20 protein-coding genes and 1 pseudogene are annotated in these 25,250 nt (G+C 67.0%); 8 read left to right on the top strand and 13 right to left on the bottom strand.

All coding sequences use genetic code 11. The features are described from left to right. The first annotated feature begins 41 nt into the window (after nucleotides 1–41). Nucleotides 42–755 carry a histidine utilization transcriptional repressor HutC gene (gene hutC / locus ACUCV0_RS01590; RefSeq protein ID WP_271654243.1) on the top strand — a complete coding sequence of 238 codons (714 nt, stop codon included), beginning with the start codon at nucleotides 42–44 and terminating at the stop codon, nucleotides 753–755. A gap of 132 nt (nucleotides 756–887) precedes the next feature. Here the strand turns inward: hutC and ACUCV0_RS01595 are convergent, their stop codons facing one another. The 3 genes from ACUCV0_RS01595 to ACUCV0_RS01605 all read right to left on the bottom strand — a co-directional run bounded on the left by ACUCV0_RS01595 (nucleotide 888) and on the right by ACUCV0_RS01605 (nucleotide 3,825). Next, complete coding sequence (locus tag ACUCV0_RS01595; RefSeq protein WP_454252642.1) at nucleotides 888–1,496, bottom strand: FMN-dependent NADH-azoreductase; 609 nt, start codon at nucleotides 1,494–1,496, stop codon at nucleotides 888–890. A 453-nt stretch (nucleotides 1,497–1,949) separates the two neighbouring features. Next, a complete protein-coding gene (locus ACUCV0_RS01600) occupies nucleotides 1,950–3,329 on the bottom strand; it encodes a PepSY-associated TM helix domain-containing protein (RefSeq protein ID WP_482211845.1) in 1,380 nt (459 codons plus the stop codon). Between the two features lie 88 nt (nucleotides 3,330–3,417). After that, nucleotides 3,418–3,825 carry a hypothetical protein gene (locus ACUCV0_RS01605; protein WP_059314097.1) on the bottom strand — a complete coding sequence of 136 codons (408 nt, stop codon included), beginning with the start codon at nucleotides 3,823–3,825 and terminating at the stop codon, nucleotides 3,418–3,420. Between the two features lie 102 nt (nucleotides 3,826–3,927). On the opposite strand from ACUCV0_RS01605, the gene ACUCV0_RS01610 reads away from it, so the two are divergent. Beyond that, entirely contained in the window at nucleotides 3,928–4,446 is a 519-nt protein-coding gene (locus ACUCV0_RS01610) for a GNAT family N-acetyltransferase (RefSeq protein ID WP_482211846.1), read from the top strand. 4 nt (nucleotides 4,447–4,450) lie between these two features. Here the strand turns inward: ACUCV0_RS01610 and cobF are convergent, their stop codons facing one another. The 10 genes and pseudogenes from cobF to pdxR form a co-directional block, all read right to left on the bottom strand. Then, nucleotides 4,451–5,212, bottom strand: coding sequence for a precorrin-6A synthase (deacetylating) (cobF, locus tag ACUCV0_RS01615; protein ID WP_454252645.1), 762 nt, complete (start codon nucleotides 5,210–5,212; stop codon nucleotides 4,451–4,453). Nucleotides 5,213–5,263: 51 nt separating this feature from the next. After that, entirely contained in the window at nucleotides 5,264–5,395 is a 132-nt protein-coding gene (locus tag ACUCV0_RS01620; protein WP_482211847.1) for a hypothetical protein, read from the bottom strand. 105 nt (nucleotides 5,396–5,500) lie between these two features. Then, nucleotides 5,501–8,116, bottom strand: a complete 2,616-nt coding sequence (locus ACUCV0_RS01625) for an excinuclease ABC subunit UvrA (protein ID WP_482211848.1) — start codon at nucleotides 8,114–8,116, stop codon at nucleotides 5,501–5,503. Between the two features lie 131 nt (nucleotides 8,117–8,247). Further along, entirely contained in the window at nucleotides 8,248–10,644 is a 2,397-nt protein-coding gene (locus tag ACUCV0_RS01630) for a TonB-dependent siderophore receptor (protein WP_454252647.1), read from the bottom strand. A gap of 138 nt (nucleotides 10,645–10,782) precedes the next feature. Further along, complete coding sequence (locus tag ACUCV0_RS01635) at nucleotides 10,783–11,736, bottom strand: FecR domain-containing protein (RefSeq protein WP_454252648.1); 954 nt, start codon at nucleotides 11,734–11,736, stop codon at nucleotides 10,783–10,785. Beyond that, nucleotides 11,733–12,248 carry a sigma-70 family RNA polymerase sigma factor gene (locus ACUCV0_RS01640; protein ID WP_482211849.1) on the bottom strand — a complete coding sequence of 172 codons (516 nt, stop codon included), beginning with the start codon at nucleotides 12,246–12,248 and terminating at the stop codon, nucleotides 11,733–11,735. Before ACUCV0_RS01640 ends, ACUCV0_RS01635 begins: the two co-directional genes overlap by 4 nt. Before the next feature lie 232 nt (nucleotides 12,249–12,480). Further along, the gene (locus tag ACUCV0_RS01645; RefSeq protein ID WP_059314104.1) at nucleotides 12,481–13,674 is read right to left on the bottom strand and encodes a DUF2252 domain-containing protein; all 1,194 of its coding nucleotides are present in this window, start codon (nucleotides 13,672–13,674) and stop codon (nucleotides 12,481–12,483) included. A 118-nt stretch (nucleotides 13,675–13,792) separates the two neighbouring features. After that, nucleotides 13,793–14,656 (bottom strand): methyl-accepting chemotaxis protein, encoded by an 864-nt coding sequence (locus tag ACUCV0_RS01650; RefSeq protein WP_482212246.1) that lies wholly within the window; start codon nucleotides 14,654–14,656, stop codon nucleotides 13,793–13,795. After that, nucleotides 14,648–15,424: pseudogene (locus tag ACUCV0_RS01655) on the bottom strand (CHASE3 domain-containing protein); the annotation flags it as partial. The pseudogene ACUCV0_RS01655 and the gene ACUCV0_RS01650, both read right to left, overlap by 9 nt. A gap of 406 nt (nucleotides 15,425–15,830) precedes the next feature. Further along, entirely contained in the window at nucleotides 15,831–17,234 is a 1,404-nt protein-coding gene (gene pdxR / locus ACUCV0_RS01660) for a MocR-like pyridoxine biosynthesis transcription factor PdxR (protein ID WP_482211850.1), read from the bottom strand. 211 nt (nucleotides 17,235–17,445) lie between these two features. Here pdxR and ACUCV0_RS01665 point away from each other — a divergent pair, with 211 nt between their 5' ends. The 6 genes from ACUCV0_RS01665 (at nucleotide 17,446) to ACUCV0_RS01690 (ending at nucleotide 25,183) form a co-directional block, all read left to right on the top strand. After that, nucleotides 17,446–17,877: a carboxymuconolactone decarboxylase family protein gene (locus tag ACUCV0_RS01665; RefSeq protein WP_454252651.1), complete on the top strand. Its 432-nt coding sequence runs from the start codon at nucleotides 17,446–17,448 to the stop codon at nucleotides 17,875–17,877. Nucleotides 17,878–18,358: 481 nt separating this feature from the next. Beyond that, nucleotides 18,359–20,056: an aspartate-alanine antiporter gene (gene aspT, locus ACUCV0_RS01670; RefSeq protein ID WP_313649304.1), complete on the top strand. Its 1,698-nt coding sequence runs from the start codon at nucleotides 18,359–18,361 to the stop codon at nucleotides 20,054–20,056. 16 nt (nucleotides 20,057–20,072) lie between these two features. Next, a complete protein-coding gene (locus ACUCV0_RS01675) occupies nucleotides 20,073–21,692 on the top strand; it encodes a bifunctional aspartate transaminase/aspartate 4-decarboxylase (protein WP_454252652.1) in 1,620 nt (539 codons plus the stop codon). A 123-nt stretch (nucleotides 21,693–21,815) separates the two neighbouring features. Then, the gene (locus ACUCV0_RS01680) at nucleotides 21,816–23,792 is read left to right on the top strand and encodes an alkyl/aryl-sulfatase (protein WP_059314110.1); all 1,977 of its coding nucleotides are present in this window, start codon (nucleotides 21,816–21,818) and stop codon (nucleotides 23,790–23,792) included. A 12-nt stretch (nucleotides 23,793–23,804) separates the two neighbouring features. Next, on the top strand, nucleotides 23,805–24,698 hold the full coding sequence (locus ACUCV0_RS01685; RefSeq protein ID WP_082696296.1) for a transporter: 894 nt from the start codon (nucleotides 23,805–23,807) through the stop codon (nucleotides 24,696–24,698). Between the two features lie 128 nt (nucleotides 24,699–24,826). Continuing rightward, a complete protein-coding gene (locus ACUCV0_RS01690; RefSeq protein WP_059314111.1) occupies nucleotides 24,827–25,183 on the top strand; it encodes a YajD family HNH nuclease in 357 nt (118 codons plus the stop codon). The last annotated feature ends 67 nt before the right edge of the window (nucleotides 25,184–25,250 follow it).

Consider the following 25,250-nt stretch of genomic DNA (forward strand, 5'->3'; position numbering starts at 1 on the left):
CGCGTTATCATCGGCTTCCCATTTTCCGGCCTGGAGTTCGCGTGAGCAGCACGACACCCCCGCGCTACAAGGTGATCGAGGACTTCCTGCTCGAACGCATCCAGGGTGGTGCCTATCCGGTGCATCACCAGATCCCCACCGAAGAACAGCTGGCGCGGGATTTCGCCGTCAGCCGCATGACCGCCAACAAGGCCATCACCCGCCTGGTGCAACAGGGCTACCTGATGCGCCAGGCGGGCCTCGGCACCTTCGTCATCGAGCGCAAGGCCGAATCCTCGCTGCACGAGGTGATGAACATCGCTGCCGAGGTACGTGCCCGGGGGCACCAGTATTCCAACGAGGTGCTGCGCAGCGAGGCCGTCGCCGCCGATGACGAGGTGGCCCTGCGCCTGGGGCTGCGGATCGGCAGTCAGGTCTTTCACAGCATCCTGGTACACCGCGAGGATGGCGTGCCCATCCAGCTGGAAGACCGCTACGTCAATCCGCGCTGGGTGCCGCATTATCTGGAGAGTGATTTCAGTCGCCAGACGCCCAACGAGGTGCTGGTGGCCAGCTGTCCGATCAGTGATGTGGAGCATATCGTCGAGGCGGTGCTGGCCAACGCCCAGACGGCGCGCTGTTTGGAGATCGCCGAGGGGGCGGCTTGCCTGTCGATGATCCGCCGCACCTGGTCGGACGAACACCTGGTCAGCTATGTACGGCTGCTGCATCCGGGCGACAGGTACAAGCTGAGCTCGACGACCCGGCATCGCTGAGGGGCTTGATGTGGGGAGGGGTGTTGGGCTTCGCTGCGCTCAGCCCAACCTACGAGACTGTTCGCACGCGCCGATTTGCCCCCTCTCCCCCTGGGAGCGGGTTGGGGTGAGGGTAGCCCCTGCAGCCAGCGATCAGAGCTTGCCCACCAGCGCCACGGCATCCTGTTTGGCCTGGTCGCGCGAGGCCTGATCGACCTCGGCACCGAACAGGGTCTTTTCCACCACCACGGTATGCATCCGGTCGATGCCGACCATCTCGCACCAGGTGCGCAGATAGGATTCCTGATGCTCCTGGCGATCCAGGGCCGCACCGCGGGCGGCGATCACCAGTGCCTGGCGGCCGCCGAGCAGGCCGTTGAGGCCGCGGTCGTCGAAGGTGAACAGCAGGTCCTTCTGGCTGACCACGTCGAACAGCTGCTTGAGCTTGTAGGGGATGCCGAAATTCCAGCAGGGCACACCGAACAGCAGCACATCCGCCGCCTTGAAGCGCTGCGCCAGCGCCTTGGCGACCGTCCAGGCGTGCGCCTGCTCGGCGCTCAGGGACTCGCCCTGGATGCCGGCGTACTTGGCGTCGAGAATGGGACCGTCGAATTCCGGCAGGTCGCAGTGCCAGACATCGAGAGTGTCCACCTCGGCGTCTGGATGCCTGTCCTGCCAGGCCTGGATAAAGGCGTTGGCGACGTCCAGGGAGGCGGAGCGATCCTGGCGGGGCGAACCTATCACGTGCAGCAGTCGGGGCATGGGCAGATCCTCGCTCGATGGGGATTGCGATAACTATAAGCGTCTCGCTGGAGCGTGCCAGCCTCGAATGGGGTGTGCCGATGGATGGTCTGGGGGGCGGTTCCTGGAGTGACGATTGGTGTTGGGCGGACCCTCACCCCAGCCCTCTCCCCAGGAGAGAGGGGGCCGATTGGTGTGAGCGGGAGGCTGCGCTCCACGCGTGCGGCATGGGCACAGGTGGAAAACGCTGGGCGGTTTTCCACGCTACGGCTGCGATTGGGGACGGGCCCTCACCCCAGCCCTCTCCCAGAGGGAGAGGGGGCGGATTGGTGTGAGCGGGAGGCTGCGCTCCACGTGTGCGGCATGGGCACAGGTGGAAAACGCTGCGCGGTTTTCCACGCTACGGCTAGGTGAGGAGGTAGCTGCGTAGGTTGGGCTGAGCGCAGCGAAGCCCAACAATTATCCATCCCCACCTCAGGCCGAACCTGCCTCCGCACGCAGAGCCGGGCCGCGTAGGCCGAGCAGGGTGTCCAGCAGCAGGAACAGCAACAGGCTGCCGCCCAGCACTGGCAGGCACAAGCCGAGCAGCACGGCCGTCGCCGGGACCAGCAGGCGCGGCAGGGGCGACAGCTGACGCCAGAGGGCGATCAGACCGGGTTGCGCCGGGTCGCGGGTGGGACGGCGGCGCCACCAGAGCAGGTAGCCCCAGACGGTCATCACCAGCAGCCCCAGGGCGATGGCCACCAGCACTAGCTGGTTGGCCAGGCCGAACAGCACGCCCATGTGGGCATCGATCCCCCAGCGGGTCAGCTTGGCTGGCAGCGAGTACTGGGCGAAGCGCACCTGATCCACCACTTTCAGGCTGGTCGGGTCGACGGAGACGGCGTCCACCCGGGTCGGCCAGCGGCGATCGATCTCGCTGACCGTCCAGGCCTTGTCGTCACTGCGAGCCGGACGGATCTCCAGCTTGCCGGCGTCGATACCGGCCGCACGGGCACTGGCCAGCACCTGGTCGAAGGTGGTCGGATCCAGCGACGGCGCCTTGGCCATGTGCATCGCGCCATGGCCGTGGTGCTCAGCATGCTCGTCGTGGGCCATGGCCGGGGCCGGGGCGCTGCCCAGGGCGGTCTTCACGCTGGGGGTGGACCAGCCGTAGTGGGCGCGCAGCACGCCGATGTTGTCGCCGGCGAAGCGCGACCAGGTCAGGCCGGTGGCGGACAGGAACAGCAGCCCGCCCAGCATCCAGACACCGGTGCTGGCGTGCAGGCCGCGCAGCCCTCGGGCCGGACGGCGTCGGCGGCGGCGCACCAGCCAGAGCGTCAGGCCGCCGAGGGCGGCGACCCACAGCCAGGAGGCGGCCAGTTCGCTGTAGAGACGTCCGGGCTCACCCAGCAGCAGGCTGCGGTGGAACTGATCGATGACGGTGCGCAGTGGCAGGATGCCGCTGGTGCCATAGACGGTCAGGTCGCCACGAATGGTGCCGGTGACCGGATCGACGAAGAGGGCGCGATGGGCCGATTCGCCCAGGGACGGATCGTTGAACATCACCCGGGTGGTGTCGCCCACCGCCGGGGCCGGACGCACGGCGCCTAGGCTCAAGGCCGGGCCCACCACCGCCTGGGCAGCACGGATCTGCTCGGCCAGTGGCAGCGTCTCACCGCGACTGGGGGTGTGCAGGGCCTCGGCATAGAGACGTGCTTCGAGTTGCGGCGTCAGGGCATAGAGCAGGCCGCTGGCGGCAGCCACCAGCAGGAAGGGGCCGACGAAGAGGCCAATCAGGAAATGCAGCCGTGCCAGCAGTTGCAGCAGCGGCCCCGGCGTCTTGGCGGCCGGAGCGGAGGGGTGCGAAGTCATAGCGTTCACCACGGCTCGGCACGCGGCCAGCCGTTGGCCGCGTGCGGGATTACGAAAAAAGAGCACAGCAGTTTTCGTAGCCGGGGCGTCAGGGGGCCTGGGGGTGAAGCGCGGAGCGATAGGCCCGTGGTGGGGGCGGCAGGGCGCTCTGGTAGCGGCGGCGATGGGGATCGCCGGGCCGCAGCAGCCATTGCAGGGCGATGGCCAGCAGGGTGGCCAGGAACAGGGTGGCGGCAAAGACGCAATCGCCGGTGGGCGAGAGCGTGGTGATGCTGCCACCCGGCAGGCCGGCGTGCATGCCGGCCATGTCGTCCTGGGCCGCCTGTGACTGGGCGCCCTGGTGGTGCTCGTGCACCTGCGTGGAGAGGGGCGAGGCCGGCAGGGTAAGGCGCGCCAGCATCTGACCGTGGCCCAGGGCGCAGACGAGTCCGTTCAACAGGATGCAGGCCAGCAGCATCCAGGCGAGCGAAGCGCGTGGGGAACGGACGGTTTTCATGGCAGGGGACTGTATCATCGTCGTAGGCAGCGCACAGCCCGGCGGGCGCCGCCCTGCGCCGAAATGTCGCGCCCCCGTGGGCCGCCCAGACCAGAAGAGACCATGAGCGAAGCGCCAATCATCACCCTGGATCGGATCATCTCAGCGGATGACGGGATGGCCACCTTTCTGCTGGCGAGCTATCGCGAGGTGTTCGCCAGCCGCGCCGATGCCGCGCCCGTGCCGAAGGATCTGCGTCTTTTCGCCGATCACTATGGCGTTGGCCAGGGCTGCCTGCTGATCGCTCGCGACGCCTCTGGCAAGCCCATCGGCAGCATCGCCTATCGGCCCTATGACCGGCGTTTTCCGCAGCTGGCCTATCCTGGCGAGCGGGTGGTCGAAGTGGTTCGCCTGTATGTCGCACCCCCCTACCGCCGCCAGGGCCTGGGGCGACGGCTGTTCGGCGCGCTGCTGGCACAGGCAGGGCGGGACGGCGTGGCGCGTCTCTACCTGCACACCCATCCCTTCCTGCCCGGTGCCGAGGCGTTCTGGCTTGGCCAGGGCTTTCAGGTCGTCGAACGGGAGTCGGCCTTGCCCTGGCAGACCATCCATCTGGATCGCCGGCTAAGGGCCGCGCGGTAGCGGCTCAGGCGTCTGCCGGCCCTCGGCAGAGCAGATAGGTATCCATGATCCAGCCGTGCCGGGCACGGGCGGCGCTGCGGGTCTGGTGGATGGTCTCGGCCACCTCCTGCAGCGGACCGGCGATGAGGATCTCGTCCGCCGTGCCCACATAGGCACCCCAGTAGATATGCAGGCCGGGCTCGTCCAGGCGGCGATAGGCTTCGTGGGCGTCGAGCATCACCACCAGACTGTCGAGGTGAGCGGGAAAGCGCTCCAGGCGCCGACCGGGGGTGATCTCCAGCGCCTGGCCGATGCGATTGAGCGGCACCCGATGACGGGCAGCCAGGGCCTGGACACTGGAGATCCCGGGGATCACCTCGTAGTCGAAAACCAGGTGCCCCTCACGCCGGAGGGCGGCGAGGATGCGCAGGGTACTGTCGTACAGCGCCGGATCGCCCCACACCAGGAAGGCACCGCAGTCGTCCGGCCCCAGTTCCTCCTCGATCATCCGCGCCATCAGCCTCTGCTTGGCGGTGTTGAGGTCGTCCACCGCCTGGCGGTAGTCACCCTCGCGGCGACGTTCGGGGATGGGCGCGCTAACGAAGCGATAGCCCGGTTCGCGGATGTGGCGGGCGCAAATCGTTTCGCGCAGGTGGATCAGGCTGTCCTTCTCGGCGCCCTTGTCGAACAGGAAGAACACCCGGGCGCGATTCAGCGCCTTGATGGCCTGGAGGGTGAGGTGGTCGGGATCGCCGGCGCCTATGCCGATGACCAGCAGCGTTTTCATGGCGTCGTCTCAGCGCAGGTCGGGGGCTCCAGTGTAACCAGGGACGTGGCCTCAGGAGAGCCGTTCGCCATCGTCGGCCACGTTCTTCGCCAGCACCGGCAGGCCAGTCCAGGTGATGCCGATAGGGCAGTGCAGCAGCCAGCCCAGCGGGACTTCAATAGAGCCTACATTGGGCCGGCCCACCGCCCTGCGCGACGGCGTGCGCCACGCTGCCGTCTGCCCGGCACCCCGCTACCTGGAGTGCCCGCCGTTCCAACGCCTGTTGGGTATCCGTCAGCGCCGCTCGGTTCAGGCGTCGAACGAGGGCCGCAAATAGGGCGCCGTGGGGCTGGCGGGATCCTCCGCCACTGCGCGCGGCGTGCCGTAGGCGACGATGCGGCCGCCCGCCGTGCCGGCGCCGGGGCCGATGTCGATCAGCCAGTCGCTGCCGGCCACCACCTGCAGGTTGTGCTCCACCAGCACCACGGTATTGCCTTCGTCGACCAGGCCGTGCAGTTGGCGCATCAGCCGCTCCACGTCGGCCGGGTGCAGGCCGGTGGTGGGTTCGTCCAGCACATAGAGGGTGGTGCCACGGCTGGTGCGCTGCAGCTCGGTGGCCAGCTTGATGCGCTGGGCCTCGCCACCGGAGAGTTCGGTGGCCGGTTGACCCAGGCGCAGGTAGCCCAGGCCGATGTCGACCAGCACCCGCAGCGCCCGCGCCACCGGGGCTTCCTCGGCGAAAAAGGCCAGGGCCTCGTCCACCGTCAGGCCCAGGACCTCGGCGATGGTCTTGCCTTGCCAGCGCACCTCCAGGGTCTCGGGGTTGTAGCGCGCGCCCTGGCAGGTGGGGCAGGCGGCGTAGACGCTGGGCATGAACAGGAGCTCGACGCTGACGAAGCCCTCGCCTTCGCAGGTCGGGCAGCGGCCCTTGGCGACGTTGAAGGAGAAGCGCCCGGCATCGAAGCCGCGTTCCTGGGCCTCGGGGGTGGCGGCGAACAGCTTGCGCACCCCGTCGAACAGGCCGGTGTAGGTCGCGAGGTTGGAGCGTGGCGTGCGGCCGATGGGTTTCTGGTCCACCGGCACGAGGCGACGGATGCCACCGAGGCCGCCGACCACCTGGCCGGTGGTGGCGGGCAGGGCGTCGCCGTCCAGTTCCGGCGTTTCGTCCCCGTCCTCGGCGGCGCGCTGGCCTAGTTCGGCGCCTACCAGCTCCAGCAGCGCCTGGCTGACCAGGCTGGACTTGCCGGAACCGGAGACGCCGGTCACCGCGGTCAGGCAGCCCAGGGGAAAGGCGGCGTCCAGCCCCTGCAGATTGTTGCGGGTGACCCCGGCCAGGCGCAGCCAGCCCTGGGGCTTGCGGGGTGGTCGGGTCTCGCGTTGCGGCGCGGCGAACAGGTAGCGTGCCGTCACCGACTCCGCGACCTCGGCCAGACCCGCGGGGGGACCGCTGTAGAGCACCCGGCCACCGCCTTCGCCGGCCGCGGGGCCGACATCCACCAGCCAGTCGGCACGCTTCATGGTGGCCAGGTCGTGCTCCACCACGAACAGCGAATTGCCCTGGGCCTTGAGGCCGTCGAGGGCTTCCAGCAGGGACTCGCCATCGGCCGGATGCAGGCCAGCGGAAGGCTCGTCCAGCACATAGACCACGCCGAACAGCTGGGACACCAGCTGTGTGGCCAGCCGCAGGCGCTGCAATTCACCGGAGGAAAGAGTAGTGGTGCTGCGCTCCAAGGCTAGATAACCAAGGCCCAGGCGGGTAAGGGTCTGCAGCCGTTCCAGCAATTCGGTGGCCATGCGCTGGGCGGCCAGGCGTTTCTCCGGCGAGAGATCGGGGGTACGGCGCACGTCCGGGGCACTGGCATGATCGCTGCCGCCAGCGGCCTTGCGCCGGGCGCGATCCTGCTTACCGGCCTTGGCGTCCAGGACGCCCCTGTCCTGGGTGTCGTCGAAATCTCCCGCGGCCACCCGGCGCAGCAGCACGCTCAGGTCATCCAGCGGCAGGCGTGACAGCTCGCCGATGTCCAGGCCGGCGAAGGTCACCGAGAGCGCCGCCCGGGTCAGCCGCTTGCCTTGGCACAGCGGGCAGGTCTGGCCAATCATGAAGCGCGCCGCGCGCTGCTTCATCTTGGCGCTCTGGGAGTTGGCGAAGGTGTGCAGCACATGGCGCCGCGCGCCGGTGTAGGTGCCCTGGTAGCTGGGCTCGGCCTTGCGCTTGAGCGCGGCGCGGGCCTGCTCGGGGGTGAGGCCGGCATAGACCGGGACGGTGGGCTGCTCCTCGGTGAAAAGGATCCAGTCGCGCTGCTTCTGCGGCAGGTCGCGCCAGGGAATGTCGACGTCATAGCCCAGGGTGACCAGGATATCGCGCAGATTCTGCCCGCCCCAGGCGGTGGGCCAGGCGGCGATGGCGCGCTGGCGGATGGTCAGCGAGGGGTCCGGCACCATGGAGGCTTCCGTCACCTCGTAGACCCGGCCCAGGCCGTGGCACTCGGGGCAGGCGCCCTGGGGCGTGTTGGGCGAGAAATCCTCGGCATAGAGCATTGGCTGGTCGGCGGGGTAGCGACCGGCGCGGGAATAGAGCATCCGCACCAGGCTGGAAAGCCCGGTCACGCTGCCCATGGACGAACGACTGTTGGGCTGGCCGCGCTGCTGTTGCAGGGCCACCGCCGGTGGCAGGCCTTCGATGGCCTCCACCTGGGGCACCCCCACCTGGTCGATCAGCCGCCGCGCATAGGGCGCCACGGATTCGAAATAGCGCCGCTGGGCCTCGGCATAGAGGGTGCCGAAGGCCAGCGACGACTTGCCCGAGCCCGACACCCCGGTAAAGACCACCAGGGCATCGCGGGGGATATCCACGTCGACGTTCTTCAGATTGTGCTCGCGGGCACCGCGGACGGAGACGAAACCGGGACGGGGGGAGGAGGGCATGACGGGCGGAAACCTTGTCTGAGAGCGTGCAGATTCGGACCGCGGCACGGCGCAAAGGATCGCCGGGCGATACCGGACGACGGGACAGAGGTCTCATCGTCCGGTTGCCCAGGCTCAAGGTTGCAGCGGGCTCAGAAGGTGTAGCTGACCGACAGCGTCGCGTTGCGCGGCGCACCGTAGTTGCCGCTGGTGGCGTTGTTGTACAGCGACAGCAGGTATTTGCGGTCGGTGAGGTTGTTGAGATTGAGCTGGGTGCTCCAGTGCTCGTCGAAGTCGTAGCTGCCCAGTAGATCCACCAGCGCATAGGCGTTCTGGTGGATGCGGCTGTTGTTGTCGTTCTCGATACCGCTCTGCCATCTCAGCCGCGCGCCGACCTTGGCCTGGGGCAGGCCCGGCAGGCGATAGGTCGCCAGGCCGCGCAGGCTGTGGCTGGGCACGAATTTGCGCGCCCGCTCGCCGTCCGCGTCGTCGATGCGCACATAGGTGTAGCCGGCCAGCAGGTCCAGGCCGGGCAGCGCCTCGCCGGAGACCTGCAGCTCCAGGCCATGGCTCCGGTAGTCGGTGGTGTCGTAGAGGGTACGCGAACCCGTGAGCACCGAGGTCGAGGCGACGTTGCGCTGCTCGGTCTTGAACACCGCGGCGGTGAGGCTCAGGCGATCGTCGAACAGGCCGCCCTTGATGCCGGCTTCCAGGCTCTTGCCCTCCAGCGGGTCGAGCAGCCGACCATCCAGGCCAAAGCTGTATTGCGGGCTGAAGATCTTGGTCCAGCTGGCATAGAGACTCCACTGCGGACTCAGGTCGTAGACCAGACCGGTGTAGGGGGTGACTTCGCCATGGACGCGGGTGTAGTAATCGTCGCCATAGCTCAGACCGCTGGCATCGGCGCTGAGCATCCGCGCGCCCACGATCCAGTGCAGGTCGTCGATCAGGTTGAAGCGGGCACCGGCGAACAGGCTCTTCTGGCGATCGGTGAAGTCCTGGGTATGGCCGATATCGTCGGTGTATTGCAGCGACGGCTCGGGGACGCCGGCCAGGGAGCCGGAGAGGGTGGTGGGGTAGTAGCCGTCCTCGGCGAGGATCTTTTCGCGTAGCTTCTGGTGGGTCCGGCCGTAGCTGGCGCCCAGGGTGAGTTCGTGGTCACGGCCAAACAGCTGGAAGGGGCCGGACAGCCTGGCCTCGCCGATCAGCTGGTGCGCCTTGCTGGCGGAGTGGTCGCCGAAGGCGGTGGCGTCATCGCCACTGACTCCGAAGAGGTAGTACATGTCGGCGTTCTGCCGCTCGGTGACGCCGGTCGCCGTGAGGGTACCCTGCCAGCCGTTGCCGAAGTCGTGGGTGAATTCGCCGAAGACGCGCTGGGTGTCCAGATTCCAGTAGGTCCAGTCCTGGCCGACACTGGCGCTGCGACTGCCGTAGTGGAGGGGATTGCCGTCCACATCGGCCAGCGGCAGGTTGCCCCAGGAGCTGCCGTTGGCGTCGCTGTTGTGCTGGGAGAAGCCGAGGGTCAGGGTATCGGCGTCGCTGAGGTCGAAGGCTACCAGGCCGGCGGCAACGTTCTTTTCATGACCATAGCGATCCAGCCAGGAATTGCCCTTGTCGTGGGCGTAGATGAAGCGCCCGCGCACGTTGCCGGTCTCGGTCAAGGGCCCGGAGACATCGGCATCCACCCGGCGGCTGTCCCAGGAACCGACGCTGGCGCCGAGCCTGGCCTGGAACTCGGCGGTGGGCCGCTTGCGCACGAAGTTGACCGCCGCGGAGGGATTGCCGGTGCCACTCATCAGGCCATTGGCCCCGTGCAGGACGTCCACCTGCTCGTATTCGGCCAGGTCCTGGTCGCCCACCAGGGTGGTGCTGACGAAGGGCATGCCCATGCCGTCGTACTGGAAGCTGTTGATGTCGAAGCCGCGCGAGGTGAACTGGGTGCGGTCGGTCTCGGTTTGCTCGACGGTCACCGACGGGGCGGCACGCAAGGCTTCCTTGATGCTCTGCAGGCGAAAATCCTCGACCTGGTCGCGGGTCAGGGTGGTGATCGCCTGGGGTGTCTGCCGCTCGGTCAGGCCCAGGCGCGTGGTGCTGGAGCTGACCGGGCGCTGGTAGCCGACATCCGCGCCACCGCCCGTGGCGCTGGCCTGGATGGTGGTTTCAGGCATGGCCAGGGCGGCCTCGGCGCTGCCGGCTTCCAAGGCATAGATGCCGGCGCCACGTTCGCTCCAGCGATAGCCGCTGCCACGCAGCAGGCGCTCGAAGCCTTGGTCGAGGGTATAGCGGCCCTGCAGTCCCGGACTGCTGCGCCCGGCCAGCGGCGCCGGATCGAATACCAGCTGGACCCCGGCGGTGGCGGCGAAACGGGCCAGCACCGCAGTCAGCGGACCGGCGGGAACCCGGTAGTCACGCACCTCCGCGGCGGCCAGGGCCGGCAGCGGCAGCAGGGCCAGTCCAGTAGCGGCCAGGGGCACGCCCTGCAGGGCGACGGCCAGGATCAGTGGGGTGAAGGCTCGGGTGCCGGGTTGCTGCCGGTGGATCTTTGCCATGTCGTGTTGCCGTCCTCTAGAGCGCGCCAGGCGCGGGCTGCCACCGCTCTCCATGAGGGTGTCTGCAGCTATCCCGGACGAGCGCGGGAAAGTGCTCAGGGGCGGCGCACTTTATTTTTTCGCATCCGCCGCTGCCGTTCAGGGCGCACCCACCGCGACCCAGTAGCGGGTGCGGCGCGTGACGCGGATCGGCAGGGTGCGTTCCAGCGCCAGCAAGGCCTGGTCCGTGTCATCCAGCGACAGGGCGCCGGATACCCGCAACTCGGCCACCGCCGGGTCGCAGCGCAGCAGCCCAGGGCGATAGCGACCCAGTTCCGCCAGCACCTCGGCCAGGGGGCGGTCGTGGGCCAGCAGCATGCCACGCGTCCAGAGGCTGGCGTCCTCGTCCACCGGGGCGAGGCGCTGTACGCCGCGGGCGTCGAACCAGGCCTGCTGCCCCGCGGCCAGGCGTATGGCCGCGCCCTGCTGCGGCCGCACTTCCACGCCATGGGCAAAGACCGCCACTCGGCAGAGGTCCTCCTCCAGGCGCATGCTGAAACGGGTACCCAGGGCTTCGACCTCGCCTTGCGCCAGGCTGACCACGAACGGTCGCCGTGGCACCAGGGGATCGGTATGGGTGGTCACCAGCACCTCGCCGCGCCGCAGTCGCAGGCGCCGCACCTGCGCGTCGAAGCGCACGTCCAGGGCGGAGGCGGTGTTCAGGACCAGCTGACTGCCATCGGCGAGCACCAGGCTCCGGCGCTCGCCCGTGGCGGTGGCCAGGTCGGCCTCCGGTTCGCCCAGCGGCAGGCTATGCAGGGCCAGCCAGCCGCCAGGAACCCCCACCAGCAGGGCCGTGAGCAGGCGCAGGGTGCGTCGCCGGCTGAGCGTCCGGTCACCCGCACGCCGCACCACCTGCTGACCGATGTCGGTGGGAACGCTGGCGAAGGTGCCCATGACCCGTTCGGCCCGCGCCCAGGCGGCGCGATGGGCCTCGCTTTGCCCACGCCAACGCTCGAAGGCCTGGCGCTGTGCCTCGTCGGCTTCATCGAAATTGAGGGTGAGCAGCCACTCGGCCGCCTCTTCGAGCAGGCGTGGCGCGGGACGGGTCATGCCTCGCTGGCCACCAGGCAGGCGACCAGGGCGCGCTGGATGTGGCGGCGCACCGTGATCACCGCCAGGTCCAGCCGCACCGCGATCTCGGCCAGGGTCAGCCGCTGGAATTGCGCCAGCAGAAAGGCCTCCCGTACCGGCGCGGGCAGGCCGTCGAGCATGGCATCGATGCGCAGCAGGGCCTCGACGATCAGCCAGTGCGTCTCCGGCGAGGGCACCCGGGCTTCGGGCAGGTGGGCGATGGCTTCACGGTAGGCACGCTCCACCTCTTGCCGCCGCCAGAGGTCGATCACCAGTCCCTTGGCCACCTGCGCCAGATAACGCCGCGAGTCCTCGCGACCTGGGAGGCGCCCGGAGGTCAGGATGCGCAGGTAGGTGTCCTGGGCGATATCCGCCGCATCCGGCGCATTGCCCAGCCGCCCGCGCAGCCAGCCACTGAGCCAGCCATGATGGTCGCGATAGAGTTGGTCCAGCACGACGGTCGGCGAGCCGGCAGGCAGGGCAGGGTGCATGGAAGATCCTTGGCGCGAGCGCCAGCCTCTAAATGATAAAGCGTCTCATTTTATTTAAAGGACAGACATCGCACAATGCGCGATTGCGTGGATCGACGAAGCGGGTAAGGGGCAAGCGAAAGCGGGGGTGAGCGCAGCCCTGGCCGACGGAGCCTGGCGGGCAGGTCCCAGGGGAGGCCATGCCAAGAGCGCGGCCTGAGGCGGACAGCCTCAAGCCGGCTTCACGACGAGCTCAGTCCTGCGCATGCTCCAGCGCATAGGCGCGGCAATGGGCGAGGTAGCCCATTTCGTGGGCGCCCACCAGCTGCACCACGCTGCTCCATAGCCAGGAGGGGGCATCCAGGGTGCGGGTGCGATTGCGTTGCAGATCGCTCATCCACTCCACGCGGGTGGCCAGGTCCATCTGTCGGGCGTGGGCGCGACCGACCACGCGCGCCAGGTAGGCCGCGGCGCTCATGGCTTCGCGGGCGCTGAGTTCGTCCAGCTCCAGCTTGAGGTCCTGGGGCAGCAGTTCACGGATGAAGAAGGAGTGATCGAGCATGCGCACCGCCAGCATGCGATTGCCCAGCGCGGGGGAGAGCTGGCGTGCCCCTTCCACTACGCGTTTGCCGTTATCGCGTGGCATGGTCGCGTGAGCCACGCGCGGAGCGGCGGCGGCCACCGCCTGCTTGACGTCGATCAGGCAGTAGTCCTGATCGTCGCCATCGTCCACGCCCAGCAGCACGGCGTAACGGCGCAAGCCCAGGGAGCTGCAGCCCTTGACCCAGTAGGCACTGTCGAGCAGCTCGACGCGGCTGTCGTGGCTGCGGCCCTTGAGCGAGGTCACCAGGGCATGGATACCCGGGGTCTCGCACAGCTCGGCGATGGCCTGGCGCTCGGCCTTGCTCAGCTGCCAGAAGTGCTTGCCCAGCGGCAGCTTGGGGCGGGTGTTTTCCATACGCTCGCGGGCCAGGTGTTTCCAGGTGCGTTGCACCGCGCTGCGCATCCCGGCCTTGACCTGGGCCGGTCGCGGCACCTCGCGCTCGAGGTCGTCTTCGAAGGCGATCTCGTAGCCGCGCATCATTTCTTCGAGCATCCGCGCCGTGGTCACACCCGGCAGGTCGGAGCCGCGTGCCGCCGTGGCCAGCGACAGCGCCAGGCGCACCAGGTCATGGGCCGGATTGCCGACCACGGTCTGGTCCAGGTCGCGGATGTTGACGTCGGTGGCGCCGTGCAGGTCGCCGGTAGGGCCAAGATTGCCGGCGTGGCAGTCGCCACAGATCCATACCGCCGGCCCGTTGGGCAGGCTGCGGCCAGGTTGGCTGTGCAGCCACTCGTAGAACTGGACCGTGCTGCCGCGGACATAGGCGTGGGCGGAGCGGGCCATCTTCAGGTTACGCAGCTGGTTGAGGCGGGGAATACGATCAGCGGGACGCGGGGTTTTCATGCAGGGCGCAGGCCTCGAGGGATACGCCTGTGTGACCGCTTCGCTCAGTGAATGTTGCGGGGTATTTCATGGCCTGACCCCGGCAGCTGGCCGGGGTCGTGATCCGCCGGGTGAAGGGCTAGCAGCGGAACTGGCCGATCTGGCGATTCAGGTCGTTGGCCAGGGCATCGAGGGAGACGGCGGTCTGCACCGTCTCGTCGATGGCTTCGCTGTTCTGTTGGGCCATCTGCGCCAGGCGCTCCACGGTGCGGGCGACGTCGTGACTGGCAGCAGTCTGCTCGCGCAGCGCCAGGGAGATTTGGTTGACCACCCGCACCACATTGTCCGAGGACGCATTGATGCTGACCACCGCCTCGCCGGCCTGGTTGGCCAGGTCGACGCCGCCGTTGACCTGGCGTACGCCCACTTCCATGTCGCTCATGGCGGCCTGGGTCGCGGCATGGATCTTCTCGATCATGGCGGCGATCTCCTGGGTGGAGTTGGTGGTGCGTTGCGCCAGCTGGCGAACCTCATCGGCCACCACGGCGAAGCCGCGGCCCTGTTCGCCGGCCCGCGCCGCTTCGATGGCCGCGTTGAGCGCCAGCAGGTTGGTCTGGTCGGCGATGCCCTTGATCACGCTGACGATGGAGGACACCCGCTCGGAGTGCTCGCCCAGCTCGCCGATGCGCGTGGCCGAGGACTGCACTGTGCCGGCAATGGATCTCATGCTGTCCACCGAGGCCTGGATGGTCTGGCCGCCGTCCTGGGCCAGGCGGCCCGACTGGCTGGAGAGGTCGTGGGCTTCCCCGGCGTTGTCCGCCACGTGATTGATGCTCACGGTCAGTTCCTCCACGGTAGCGGCCATGCTGGAGGCGGCACTGGACTGCTCCTGGGCGGCGGCCGACAGCTGCTGGGAATTGGCGGAGATGGTGTGGGCGGCGGCGACCAGCTGGTCGGTCCCCTGCTTGATGCCCTGGATCATGGCGCGCAGCTTTTCCTGCATCTGGCCAAAGGCGCCGAGCAGCTGACCCACTTCGTCGCGACCCGCGGCTGGGATCGGCGAATCCAGCTGGCCCGCGGCGATGTCGCGAGCGACGGTGACGGCCTGGGCCAGGCGGCCGACCACCGTCCGCGACAGCGACCAGGCGATAACCAGGGCCAGCAGGGTGGCGAGAATGCCCCCGCTGATCAGGATCAACATGGCGTGCTGCTTGGCGTCCTGCATCGACTCGGTACGGCTGTCCAGCAGGCGGGTCTCACGGGTCTTGATCTGGCCCAGCACGTCACGCATGTCGTCCATCTTGCCCTTGTCCTGGGCGGTGGCGATGCGGCTGGTGAGGACGTCCAGCGGCTGGCTGCCAGCATTGACCTGCCGCCGCAGCGCCAGGATCTGCTGCACCGACTCCTGGTGCCACTGCGCCTCGGCCTGACCCAGTTGTACCAGGCTGGCCTGCTGCTCGGGATTGTCACGGGTGAGCTGGGTCAGCTCCTGCAACTGCTCGGCGAATTGGCGTTTCCCCTGGTTGAGAGGATCGAGAAATTCGTCCTTGCCGGTCAGGGCGAAGCCGCGCATCCCGGTTTCCATGTTGACCAGCGCCAACAGCGCGGCGTCGGAATCCTGCAGTACGTGGTAGGAATGGATGTTCTGCTGGACCGCCGAATTGACCTGGTTGAAGCCCTGGCTGGCCGCCAGGATCAGCGCCAGGATGATGACCAGGATCGCGCCGAAGCCGAGTTTGAGTTTGTTCGAGATGGTCAGCTGTTGCAGCATGGGAAAACCTCAAGCGCTAGGTAGTCGACTCAGGCCCATCGGGCAGACGTTTGGGGGGTACAGCGAGCTAGCGGAGGGGAACGCGACTGATCCGTGTCTTGCGCCGACGGCGGGGAAGCGTGGCTCCTGGTAGTGCAGGTACCGCTGAAAGGTGTGGCTCGCTCGGCGCGCTCTCGGAGTACAGCGAAAGCAGTACGGTTTCGACTGAAGAGGTGCAGGCCAGAGCCTTCGAGCTGGGTGTTTGAGCGAAGAGGCAGGGAAAAGTTTTATGTGACGCAGTAAACATTTTTGCGGTTGGCGTCAGGTGGCGCAGAGGGTGCGCCAGGGGCGAGCGGGAACTGGCTTCTGCCTACTAGGAGAGGTCGTCCTGCGTGAGCAGCGGTTCGGAGGTGCAAGGTTGCGTTGCCTAGGCATTCCTCAGCCGAGCCAGTCGCCGAGCCAGTTCGGTGGCTTCCGCAGGGCTGGCGACGTTGGTGAAGCCCAGCAGCAGGCCCTGCCGCTCTGGCGTTTCCAGGTACCAGCGTGACAGGGCCTGGACCGCCAACCCCTCAGCCTGGGCGGCAGTTGCCCAGGGGCGGTCATCTCCCTCCATCAGGCGTGCCAGCAGGTGTAGGCCGCCCGCCTGGAGCTCGACTTGGACCCCCGGGGTGTTGGTTGCCAGCAGCGCCTCGGCCAGCCACTGGCGACGCTGCCGGTAGAGGGTACGCATGCGGTTGAGATGACGAGCGAAATGGCCTTCTTCGAGAAAGCTTGCCACCGTGGCCTGCAGCAACTGGGGCGCGTGGTTGTGCAGGTGATCGGCGCTAAGGGTGAAGGCCTCGATCTGCTCGGGCGGCACGACCAGGTAGGCAAGGCGCAGACCGGGAAACAGCACCTTGCTGAAGGTGCCGGCATAGAGTACCCGCCCTTGGTCATCCAGACTCTTGAGCGCCGGCAGCGGCTTGCCCTGGTAGCGGTACTCGCTGTCGTAGTCGTCTTCGATGATCCAGGCTTGCTGGCGCTGTGCCCAGTCCAGCAGCGCCAGCCGCCGGGGCAGCGACAGGGCTACGCCCAGCGGACTCTGATGGCTGGGGGTAACCAGCGCGCAACGCGCCGTGGGTGCCTGGGCTAAACCGGCGGCCACATCCAGTCCTGCGTCATCCACCGGCACCGGAATCAGCTCGAGACCCGCGATCTGCAAGGCGCGCCGGGCGATGAAATAGCCTGGTTCCTCGAACCAGCAGGCATCGCCGGGCGTTAGCAGCGTCTGGACGACCAGGTCCAGGCAGGCGCGATAGCCCGCGCAGACGAACACCTGTGCTGGATGACAGGCGATGCCCCGGGACAACCCCAGGTAGGTGGCGATGGCCGTGCGTAGGCCGGCATGACCCCGGGCATCGGGATAGACCAGCCCTTCCAGCCCCTGGTGGCGCAGTTGCCGCGCGGCCAGGCGTGTCCATACCTTGCGCGGAAAGGCATCCAGGGCGGGCAGGCCCAGCTGCAGGGACAGGGGTGGCCCGCCAGCATGGGTCGTCAGCATCCGAGGCGCGACGGGGTTCATCGGTGGCGGTACAGCGGAGCGACTCCATTGGGGCGAGACGATGGTTCCGGCCGGACCGCGTGGCAGCAGGAAGCCTTCGGCGATCAGCTGCTGGTAGGCCATCTCCACCGTTCCCCGCGCCACGTTCAGCTCCGCCGCCAGGGCACGCACCGCGGGTACCCGATCACCGGGACGCAAACGCCCATCGTCCAGTGCCTGACGAAAGCGCTGATAGAGCTGCCGATAGAGAGGCAGGGCGAGGCGGCTGTCGAGGGCGGCATTCAGGGTCATGGCCTGGTCGTTTGTATCTTTCTTGGCTCTATAGCCTAGGCCATCGGCTGCCTAGAGTGAGCGCAGCTTTCCCGGAAACGCTCGCCAGGGCTTTGGGCACTCAGCTACCTGGAGGGCCCGTCCGACATTGCTGAGACCCTGGCGACCGCCCGTGAACAACACTTCCGTGAAGCCATCTCGCCCACCTTGTGACCACTACCTGGAGTAAGCCATGAGCCAACTGCGCCTGCCGTTTTCCACCCTCTCGCCCGCCGCCTACCAGGGCCTGATCGCCACGGGCCAGGCCCTGGCGCAGAGTTCGCTCGGCCTGGAACTGGTTGAGCTGGTCTACTTGCGCATCTCCCAGATCAACGGCTGCGCCTTCTGCCTGGGCAAGCATGCCGAGACCCTGCGTGAGCAGGGCGTCAGCCAGGCCAAGCTGGATCGTCTGGCCGGCTGGCGCATCAGCGAGCGGTTCGACGCCCGCGAGCGCGCTGCCCTGGAATGGGCGGAAGCCCTGACTGCCGTCAGCCAGCAGGGCGCACCCGATGCCCTTTACGAACCACTCAAGATGCACTTCAGTGACGCCGAGGTCTCCGACCTGACCTTTGTCGTGGCACTGATGAACGCCTTCAATCGGCTGGCGGTGGGAATGAAGCTCTAGCCGGTGACGCGGCCAAAGGCGGCGGCCGGGAGCGAAAGGATCAGCCGAGACCCGGACGGACTGCGCCGAAATACCCGATGAATGGCAGGTACAGGTGCCAGGTGAGTTCCATCCGAAAAAAGCCAGGTGCAGGAGCGTTCGACCTCCATGCCAGGTCAGTGACGGCGGGCTGCCGGTGTCCTACCGTGCCTGGCCATGGGGAGCGGATTTCAAGCCCGCAAAGTCTGTTTTCGTGGCGCCGATTCGCGGTGGCTGCGCTTTTGACAGCTCTAAAATGCTGTGCTTAGGTTCTTTGGGCCATGCCGACGTAAGTCTTCATATGACCAGACTAACGTCGGCGGGGCGCCCTCGCTGTCAGGAGTTTCCTGCAGGGCAAGGTGGCGTAGCAGGTGGAGCCGTGGCTCTCCGGGCCGCTAGACGGCCAGGCCGGATGTCACTTCACCTCGTTCCGCTCGCGGATCCCTGGTCGAAGGCAGCCCTCATGGAATACCTGCAGCAGATCTTGAATCAGGCGCCGGAACTTGCCCTGTTCCTGTCCCTGGCCATCGGTTACTGGGTCGGCAGCATCCAGTTCGGCAAGTTCCAGCTGGGTGGGGTGGCCGGCTCGCTACTGGTGGCGGTGGTCATCAGCCAAGTCGGCATTAGCATCGACAACGGCATCAAGTCGGTGCTCTTCGCGCTGTTCATCTATGCCGTAGGTTTCGAGAGCGGGCCGCAATTCTTTCGCTCCCTGGGTCGGCAATCGCTGCGCGAGATCGTCCTGGCGGCGGTGATGGCACTCAGCGGTCTCCTGACCATCATCGTCTGCGCCCGGCTGTTCGGCCTCGACAAGGGCATCGCCGCGGGGATCGCCGCCGGCTCCATGACCCAGTCCGCCATCATCGGCACCGCCAGCGCCGCCATCGCCAAGCTCGACTTGCCGCTTGAGCAGATCCAGGCACTGCAGGGCAACGTCGCCGTGGGCTATGCGGTGACCTACATCTTCGGCTCCTTCGGCGCCATCATCCTCTGCGTCAATGTGCTGCCCTGGTTCATGCAGCGCAGCATCCGCGACGATGCGACCCAGGCCGAGGCGGAGTTGCTGGCCGGGGCCAAGGTCTATGGCCCGGGGGAGTTGCCCGCCATCCCGCCGCTGGTGGGACGGCTCTATCGCATCGACCAGGCGGCTGGCCAGACCGTGGCACAGCTGGAAGTCAGCGACCAGGGCGATCCCCAGGCGGCCCTCACTATAGAGCGCATCAAGCGCGGCGGCGCCCTGGTCGGGGTGACCCCGACGACGGTGCTGGAAGCCGACGACGTGGTGCTGGTGGTGGGACGGCGCGCCGGGGTGGTGGCCATCGCCGCGCGCCTGGGCGCCGAGCTGCAGTCCTCGCCCGACATGGATGTGGTGGTGGTGCAGCGTGACGTCAGCCTCGACAACCCGGCCTTCATCGGTCGCCGCGTGGTCGAGATCCGCCAGGCCGCCAGCCAGGCCCTGCGCCACGGCGTCTACGTGGTTGGCGTGAAACGCGCCGGGCGGCCCCTGTCGCTGGAGCCCGATACCGTCATCGAGGCAGGCGATCTGGTCACCCTCTATGGCACCCCGGACGACATCCAGCGGGTCGCCCAGCAAGTCGGTTCCATCATCGTCCCCAGCGACAAGACCGACTTCGTCTTCCATGGCTTCGGTCTGGCGGTCGGGCTGCTCATCGGCCTGGTCGTGATCCGCCTGGGAGCCATCCCCCTGACCCTGGGCAGCGGGGGCGGTGCGCTGATCGCCGGCCTGGTCTTTGGCTGGTATCGCAGTCGCCACCTGACCCGCGGCAACCTGCCGTTGCCGGCCTCGACGCTGTTGCGCGACCTCGGCCTGGCCGGATTCGTGGCGGTGGTGGGACTGCAGTCCGGGCGCCAGGCGGTGGAGACCATCGCCACCCAGGGCCTCTCCATCTTCCTCATCGGGGTGGTGGTCTGCGTGGTGCCCATCGTCATCACCATCCTGGTCGGTCACTATGTACTGCGCTACCGCAACCTGGCGCTGTTCGCCGGGGCCGTCGCCGGTGCGCGCAGCGCCAACCCCGCCTTCGGCGAGGTGCTGGACAAGGCCGGCAACTCGATCCCCACGGTGCCCTTCGCGGTCACCTACGCCCTGGCCAATGTGTTTCTCACCCTGCTCGGGCCACTGGTCGTGGCCTTCGCCTAACCGAAGGAAGCAAGTCATGAGCGAAGTCCAAGACGATTACGCCCAGTACGCCAAACTGAGTCCGTTCGAACTCAAGGACGAATTGATCAAGCTCGCCTCGGGCAGCGAGAACCGCCTGATGCTCAACGCCGGTCGCGGCAATCCCAACTTCCTGGCGACCCTGCCGAGGCGGGCCTTCTTCCGCCTCGGCCTGTTCGCCACCAGCGAGGCGGAACTGTCCTATTCCTACATGCCCCACGGGGTCGGCGGCCTGCCGCAGATCGATGGCATCGAGGCGCGCTTCGAGCGCTATACCGCCGAGCACCGCGACCAGCCCGGCGTGCTGTTCCTGGCCAAGAGCCTGAGCTATGTGCGCGACCAGCTGGGACTTTCGGCCTCGGCCTTCCTCCACGAGATGGTGGAAGGCATCCTCGGCGCTAACTACCCGGTGCCGCCGCGCATGCTCAAGATCTCCGAGCAGGTAGTCAGCCATTACATCGTCAAGGAGATGATCGGCGGCTACGTGCCCGCCGGCTCGGTCGACCTCTTCGCCGTGGAGGGCGGCACGGCCGCCATGACCTACATCTTCCATTCGCTGCAACAGAACGGCCTGGTCAAGCGGGGTGACAAGGTGGCCATCGGCATGCCGGCCTTCACTCCCTACATCGAGATCCCGGAGCTGGAAGAATTCGGTCTGGAGCAGGTGCACATCCACGCCGACCCCCAGGCGAACTGGCAGTATCCGGACAGCGAACTCGACAAGCTGCGCGATCCGACGATCAAGATCTTCTTCTGCATCAATCCCAGCAATCCGGCGTCGGTGAAGATGGACGACCGCAGCCTGGCCACTGTCGCCCGCCTCGTCGCCGAGGCGCGTCCGGACCTCTTCATCCTCACCGACGATGTCTACGGCACCTTTGCCGACGACTTCCGTTCGCTGTTCGCCACCTGCCCGCGCAACACCCTGCTGGTGTATTCCTTCTCCAAGTACTTCGGTGCCACCGGCTGGCGCCTGGGGGTGATAGGCGCGCACAAGGACAGCATCTTCGACCAGGCCCTGGCCGAGCTGCCCGAGGCGACCAAGGCTTCCCTGGACCGCCGCTATGGCAGCTTGCTGCCGGACGTGCGCGGCCTCAAGTTTCTCGATCGGCTCGTCGCCGACAGCCGCACCGTGGCGCTCAACCACACGGCCGGACTTTCCACGCCGCAGCAGGTGCAGATGGTGCTGTTCGCGCTGTTCGCCCTGATGGACGAAAGCGACGGCTACAAGACCGAACTGAAGAAGCTGGTGCGGCGCCGCGAAGCTGCCCTCTATCGCGAACTGGGCGTCGCCCCGGAGAGCGATCCCAACGCCGTCGACTATTACACCCTGCTGGATCTGGAAGACCTGGCCCGCAAGCTCCATGGCGACGCCTTCGCCACCTGGGTGAAGGCCAAGTTCAGCAGTGGTGACCTGCTGTTCCGCATCGCCAGGGAGACCGGCATCGTGCTCCTGCCCGGCAAGGGCTTCGGCACTCAGCAACCGGCTGCCCGGGTGTCCCTCGCCAACCTCAACGAATACGAGTACGCCAACATCGGCCGCTCGCTGCGAGCCATGGCGGAGCAGTATTTCGCCGAGTTTGAAAGGGAGGACGGCAACCACCCGGCGCAGCCCTGAGCCCGTTGCACACCCGAGTTACCGACGCTACCTGCCCGTGTCGCCTGGGGCACCCGGAGCTGGCGATGAACGCCAAGTGCCCGGACGCTGCGACTGGCCAACCCACTGTCGAGGAAAGCGCCCATGCGTCTGTCAGGCTGGATGATCCCCCTTTCCCTCATCGGCTCCCTGGCGAGTGCGGCAGAGCAGGCGTCCGCGCCGCAAGGCGCCAGCCCGGCAACCATCACGGCCAATCGGCAGCTCCTTGGCGTGCTGGACTTCGCCGATACCTCCGACTTCGATGACGCCTTGCGTGGGCGGATCGCGACGTTTCCCGAGGGTGTGATCCGCGATGAAAAAGGCAAGGTGGTCTGGGACCTGGCGGGCTATGGGTTCCTGGAGGCGCCGCAGGCGCCGGATACCGTCAATCCCAGCCTGTGGCGGCAGGAGCGCCTGAACAACATCGCGGGTCTTTTCCAGGTCACCGAGGGTATCTACCAGGTGCGGGGGCTGGACTTGTCCAACATGACCCTCATCGAGGGCAAGACCGGCGTCATCGTCATCGACCCGCTGATTTCCACCGAGACCGCCGCCGCTGCACTGGCGCTCTATCGCCAGCAGCGCGGCAATCGCCCAGTGAAGGCCGTCATCTATTCGCACTCCCATGTGGATCACTACGGCGGCGTGAAGGGCGTGGTCAGCGAAGACCAGGTTCGCTCCGGAGCGGTCAGGGTCTATGCCCCGAACGGTTTCCTCGAGCACGCGGTTTCCGAAAACGTCTATGCCGGGACCGCGATGAGCCGTCGGGCCCAGTACATGTACGGGGCGCTGTTGCCGAAGAGCCCCACGGGTCAGGTCGGCGCCGGGCTGGGCAAGACCACCTCGCGGGGCACGGTGAGTCTCATCGCGCCCACCGACATCCTCGGGGCCGACGGCGAGGCTGAGGTGACCAGGACCATCGACGGCCTGGAGGTCGAGTTTCAGCTGACACCCGGAACCGAGGCTCCGGCCGAAATGAACATGTACCTCCCGGCCTATCGGGCGCTGGGCGCAGCGGAGAACGCCACCCATACCCTGCATAACATTCTCACGATCCGTGGCGCGGAAGTGCGGGATGCCAAGAAATGGTCCGAGTATCTCGACCAGACCCTGGCTCGCTACGGCAACAGGAGCGAGGTGCTGTTCGCCCAGCACCATTGGCCGACCTGGGGGCGGGACAGGGTCGAGACGCTGCTGGCGGATCAAAGGGACATGTATCGGTACATCCATGACCAGACGCTGCGGCTGATAAATCTCGGCCTGACGCCCATGGAGATCGCTGATACGCTCGAAAGCCTACCGGAGCCGTTGGCGCGGCGGTGGTACAACCGCGGCTACTACGGGACCCTCAGTCATAACGTACGCGCAGTCTACCAGCGCTATCTGGGGTTCTACGACGGCAACCCCGCGAATCTCAACCCCTTGCCGCCCGTCGAGGCCGCCCGGCGCTACGTCGCTGTCATGGGGGGCGAGGAGCAGGTCGTCAGCAAGGCTCAGGTGTCCTATGACCAGGGCGACTATCGCTGGGTGGCGGAGCTCATGAAGCACGTGGTGTTCGCCAACCCCGCTTCGCGGCGTGGCCGGGAGCTCCTGGCGAATGCGCTCGAACAGATGGGCTACCAAAGCGAGGCAGGCACCTGGCGCAACGCCATGCTGATGGGCGCCAGCGAGCTCCGCAACGGTGTCCCTCCCGCATCGTCCACTACCGCCTCGCCTGATACGCTCAAGGCCCTGACCCTGGATATGTATTTCGATTACCTGGGCATTCGCCTGAATGGTCCCAAGGCAGCCAGATCCGGCGACAGCGTCTTGAACTGGATCTTCGACGACCTGGGCGAGACGCAGGTGCTGACCCTGCGTTCGGGGGTCCTGACGCATCGCAAGGCGCAGGCGGTGGCGACGGCGGACGCCACCGTCCGGCTCTCGCGAAGCACGCTCGACACCATCAACCTGGGCCAGACGACCTTCGACAAGGCCATCGAGGACGGGGCCATCGTCATCGAAGGACGTCGCGAGGCGGTCACTCAACTGCTGGCCAACCTCGACGACTTCGAAAATGTCTTCAACATCGTGACGCCTTGAGGGCCATGCATCATGGGCATCCGGATACCCCTTGCTCCGCTGGCCTTCATCCTGATCCTCCGGTCCGCAGACGTTACGGCCGACGGCGCCCGGGACTGGGAAAACGTGCCCGTCGACACCAACATCCTGTTTCTCTATTACACCTATTCGAACAGCGAGGCGTCGGTCGATCCCTCCTTGCCGATCAAGGGGGTGGAGGTCGATGCCCATGTTCCCCTGGTGAGGTATGCCCGCACCTTCGCGCTGGGCGATCGCGTGGCGGGCTTTCAGTTGATAGTGCCCTACGGCTTCGTCGATGCGCGGCTCAAGGGGACGCGATTGAGTACCGACACCGAGGGCCTCGGCGACATTACCGCCATCTTTCTGGCAAACCTCTATGGCGCTCCGGCTCTGACTCGGCAGCAGTTTCAGACGTGGACCGCGGGCCCTTTCCTGACCGCTTCGATGGCGGTGACCCTGCCAACCGGCGACTACGACAAGGATGCTCTGCTCAACGTAGGCAAGCACCGCTGGGCCTTGAAGCCGCAACTGTCCTTTGGGGCACCCTTTGGCCAGGGCGGCCTGTTGGCGATCAATGGCAACGTGCAGTTCTTCAGTGACAACAGCGAGAATCGCAACGGGCGGTTGGAGCAGGCACCGCTCTACGGTATCGAGGCTCATTTGAGCCATGACGCAGGTAAGCGCGCCTGGCTGTCGCTGGATACCTTCTATGCCTATGGCGGAACCACCCGCGTGAGTGACGAGGATCAGGACAATCGCCAGCGTACGCTGCGCCTGGGCGTCAGTGGCAGCTACAGTTTCACCTCCACGACGGCGGTGAGCACAGCGGTCACCCGGACCGTCCTGCGCGAGGATTACACCCCGGCCGCCACGACCTTCTCGATAAACGTCAACCATGCGTTTTAACTCGCGGGAGAGGAAACGCGCCTAACTCGCGCAAGCCTGAGGCTCCCGCGCCCGGTGTCCCGGCGCGATACCAGGACACCGGGCGCAGGCTATACTGACGGTCTCTTCTAGACCCCTAAGGGTGCAGCATGGCTACCGATACCTCGAAGCTGGATCGAATCCTCGCCGAGACCCAGCGCGAGCGCGAACGCGGCTATCGTGACAAGGCGCTGAAGATGTATCCCCACGTCTGTGGTCGCTGCGCGCGGGAATTCGCCGGCAAGCGCCTGAGCGAGCTGACCGTGCATCATCGCGACCACAACCACGACAACAATCCCCAGGATGGCTCCAACTGGGAGTTGCTCTGCCTGTACTGCCACGACAACGAGCACAGCCGCTACACCGATCAGCAGTACTTCAGCGACAGCTCCCTGGGCACGCCCAAGGTGGCCCAGGCCACCCACAACCCCTTCGCGGGGCTGGCGGGACTGCTGAAAAAGGACTGAGCGCACGGCGATCCAGGCAGTCCGTCCTGCCTTAAGCCGATCTTAAGTCTCGCCCTCTAGCGTTTCA

Source organism: Pseudomonas sp. VMV1 (assembly GCF_056790235.1).

Bases quoted from the DNA above. Each gene is read 5' to 3' on its own strand.
- ACUCV0_RS01595 (WP_454252642.1), bottom strand. From the start codon at position 1,496: ATGCCCCGACTGCTGCACGTGATAGGTTCGCCCCGCCAGGATCGCTCC.
- ACUCV0_RS01600 (WP_482211845.1), bottom strand. From the start codon at position 3,329: ATGACTTCGCACCCCTCCGCTCCGGCCGCCAAGACGCCGGGGCCGCTG.
- ACUCV0_RS01605 (WP_059314097.1), bottom strand. From the start codon at position 3,825: ATGAAAACCGTCCGTTCCCCACGCGCTTCGCTCGCCTGGATGCTGCTG.
- ACUCV0_RS01610 (WP_482211846.1), top strand. From the start codon at position 3,928: ATGAGCGAAGCGCCAATCATCACCCTGGATCGGATCATCTCAGCGGAT.
- cobF (WP_454252645.1), bottom strand. From the start codon at position 5,212: ATGAAAACGCTGCTGGTCATCGGCATAGGCGCCGGCGATCCCGACCAC.
- ACUCV0_RS01625 (WP_482211848.1), bottom strand. From the start codon at position 8,116: ATGCCCTCCTCCCCCCGTCCCGGTTTCGTCTCCGTCCGCGGTGCCCGC.
- ACUCV0_RS01630 (WP_454252647.1), bottom strand. From the start codon at position 10,644: ATGGCAAAGATCCACCGGCAGCAACCCGGCACCCGAGCCTTCACCCCA.
- ACUCV0_RS01635 (WP_454252648.1), bottom strand. From the start codon at position 11,736: ATGACCCGTCCCGCGCCACGCCTGCTCGAAGAGGCGGCCGAGTGGCTG.
- ACUCV0_RS01640 (WP_482211849.1), bottom strand. From the start codon at position 12,248: ATGCACCCTGCCCTGCCTGCCGGCTCGCCGACCGTCGTGCTGGACCAA.
- ACUCV0_RS01645 (WP_059314104.1), bottom strand. From the start codon at position 13,674: ATGAAAACCCCGCGTCCCGCTGATCGTATTCCCCGCCTCAACCAGCTG.
- ACUCV0_RS01650 (WP_482212246.1), bottom strand. From the start codon at position 14,656: ATGCAGGAAAAGCTGCGCGCCATGATCCAGGGCATCAAGCAGGGGACC.
- pdxR (WP_482211850.1), bottom strand. From the start codon at position 17,234: ATGACCCTGAATGCCGCCCTCGACAGCCGCCTCGCCCTGCCTCTCTAT.
- ACUCV0_RS01665 (WP_454252651.1), top strand. From the start codon at position 17,446: ATGAGCCAACTGCGCCTGCCGTTTTCCACCCTCTCGCCCGCCGCCTAC.
- aspT (WP_313649304.1), top strand. From the start codon at position 18,359: ATGGAATACCTGCAGCAGATCTTGAATCAGGCGCCGGAACTTGCCCTG.
- ACUCV0_RS01675 (WP_454252652.1), top strand. From the start codon at position 20,073: ATGAGCGAAGTCCAAGACGATTACGCCCAGTACGCCAAACTGAGTCCG.
- ACUCV0_RS01680 (WP_059314110.1), top strand. From the start codon at position 21,816: ATGCGTCTGTCAGGCTGGATGATCCCCCTTTCCCTCATCGGCTCCCTG.
- ACUCV0_RS01685 (WP_082696296.1), top strand. From the start codon at position 23,805: ATGGGCATCCGGATACCCCTTGCTCCGCTGGCCTTCATCCTGATCCTC.
- ACUCV0_RS01690 (WP_059314111.1), top strand. From the start codon at position 24,827: ATGGCTACCGATACCTCGAAGCTGGATCGAATCCTCGCCGAGACCCAG.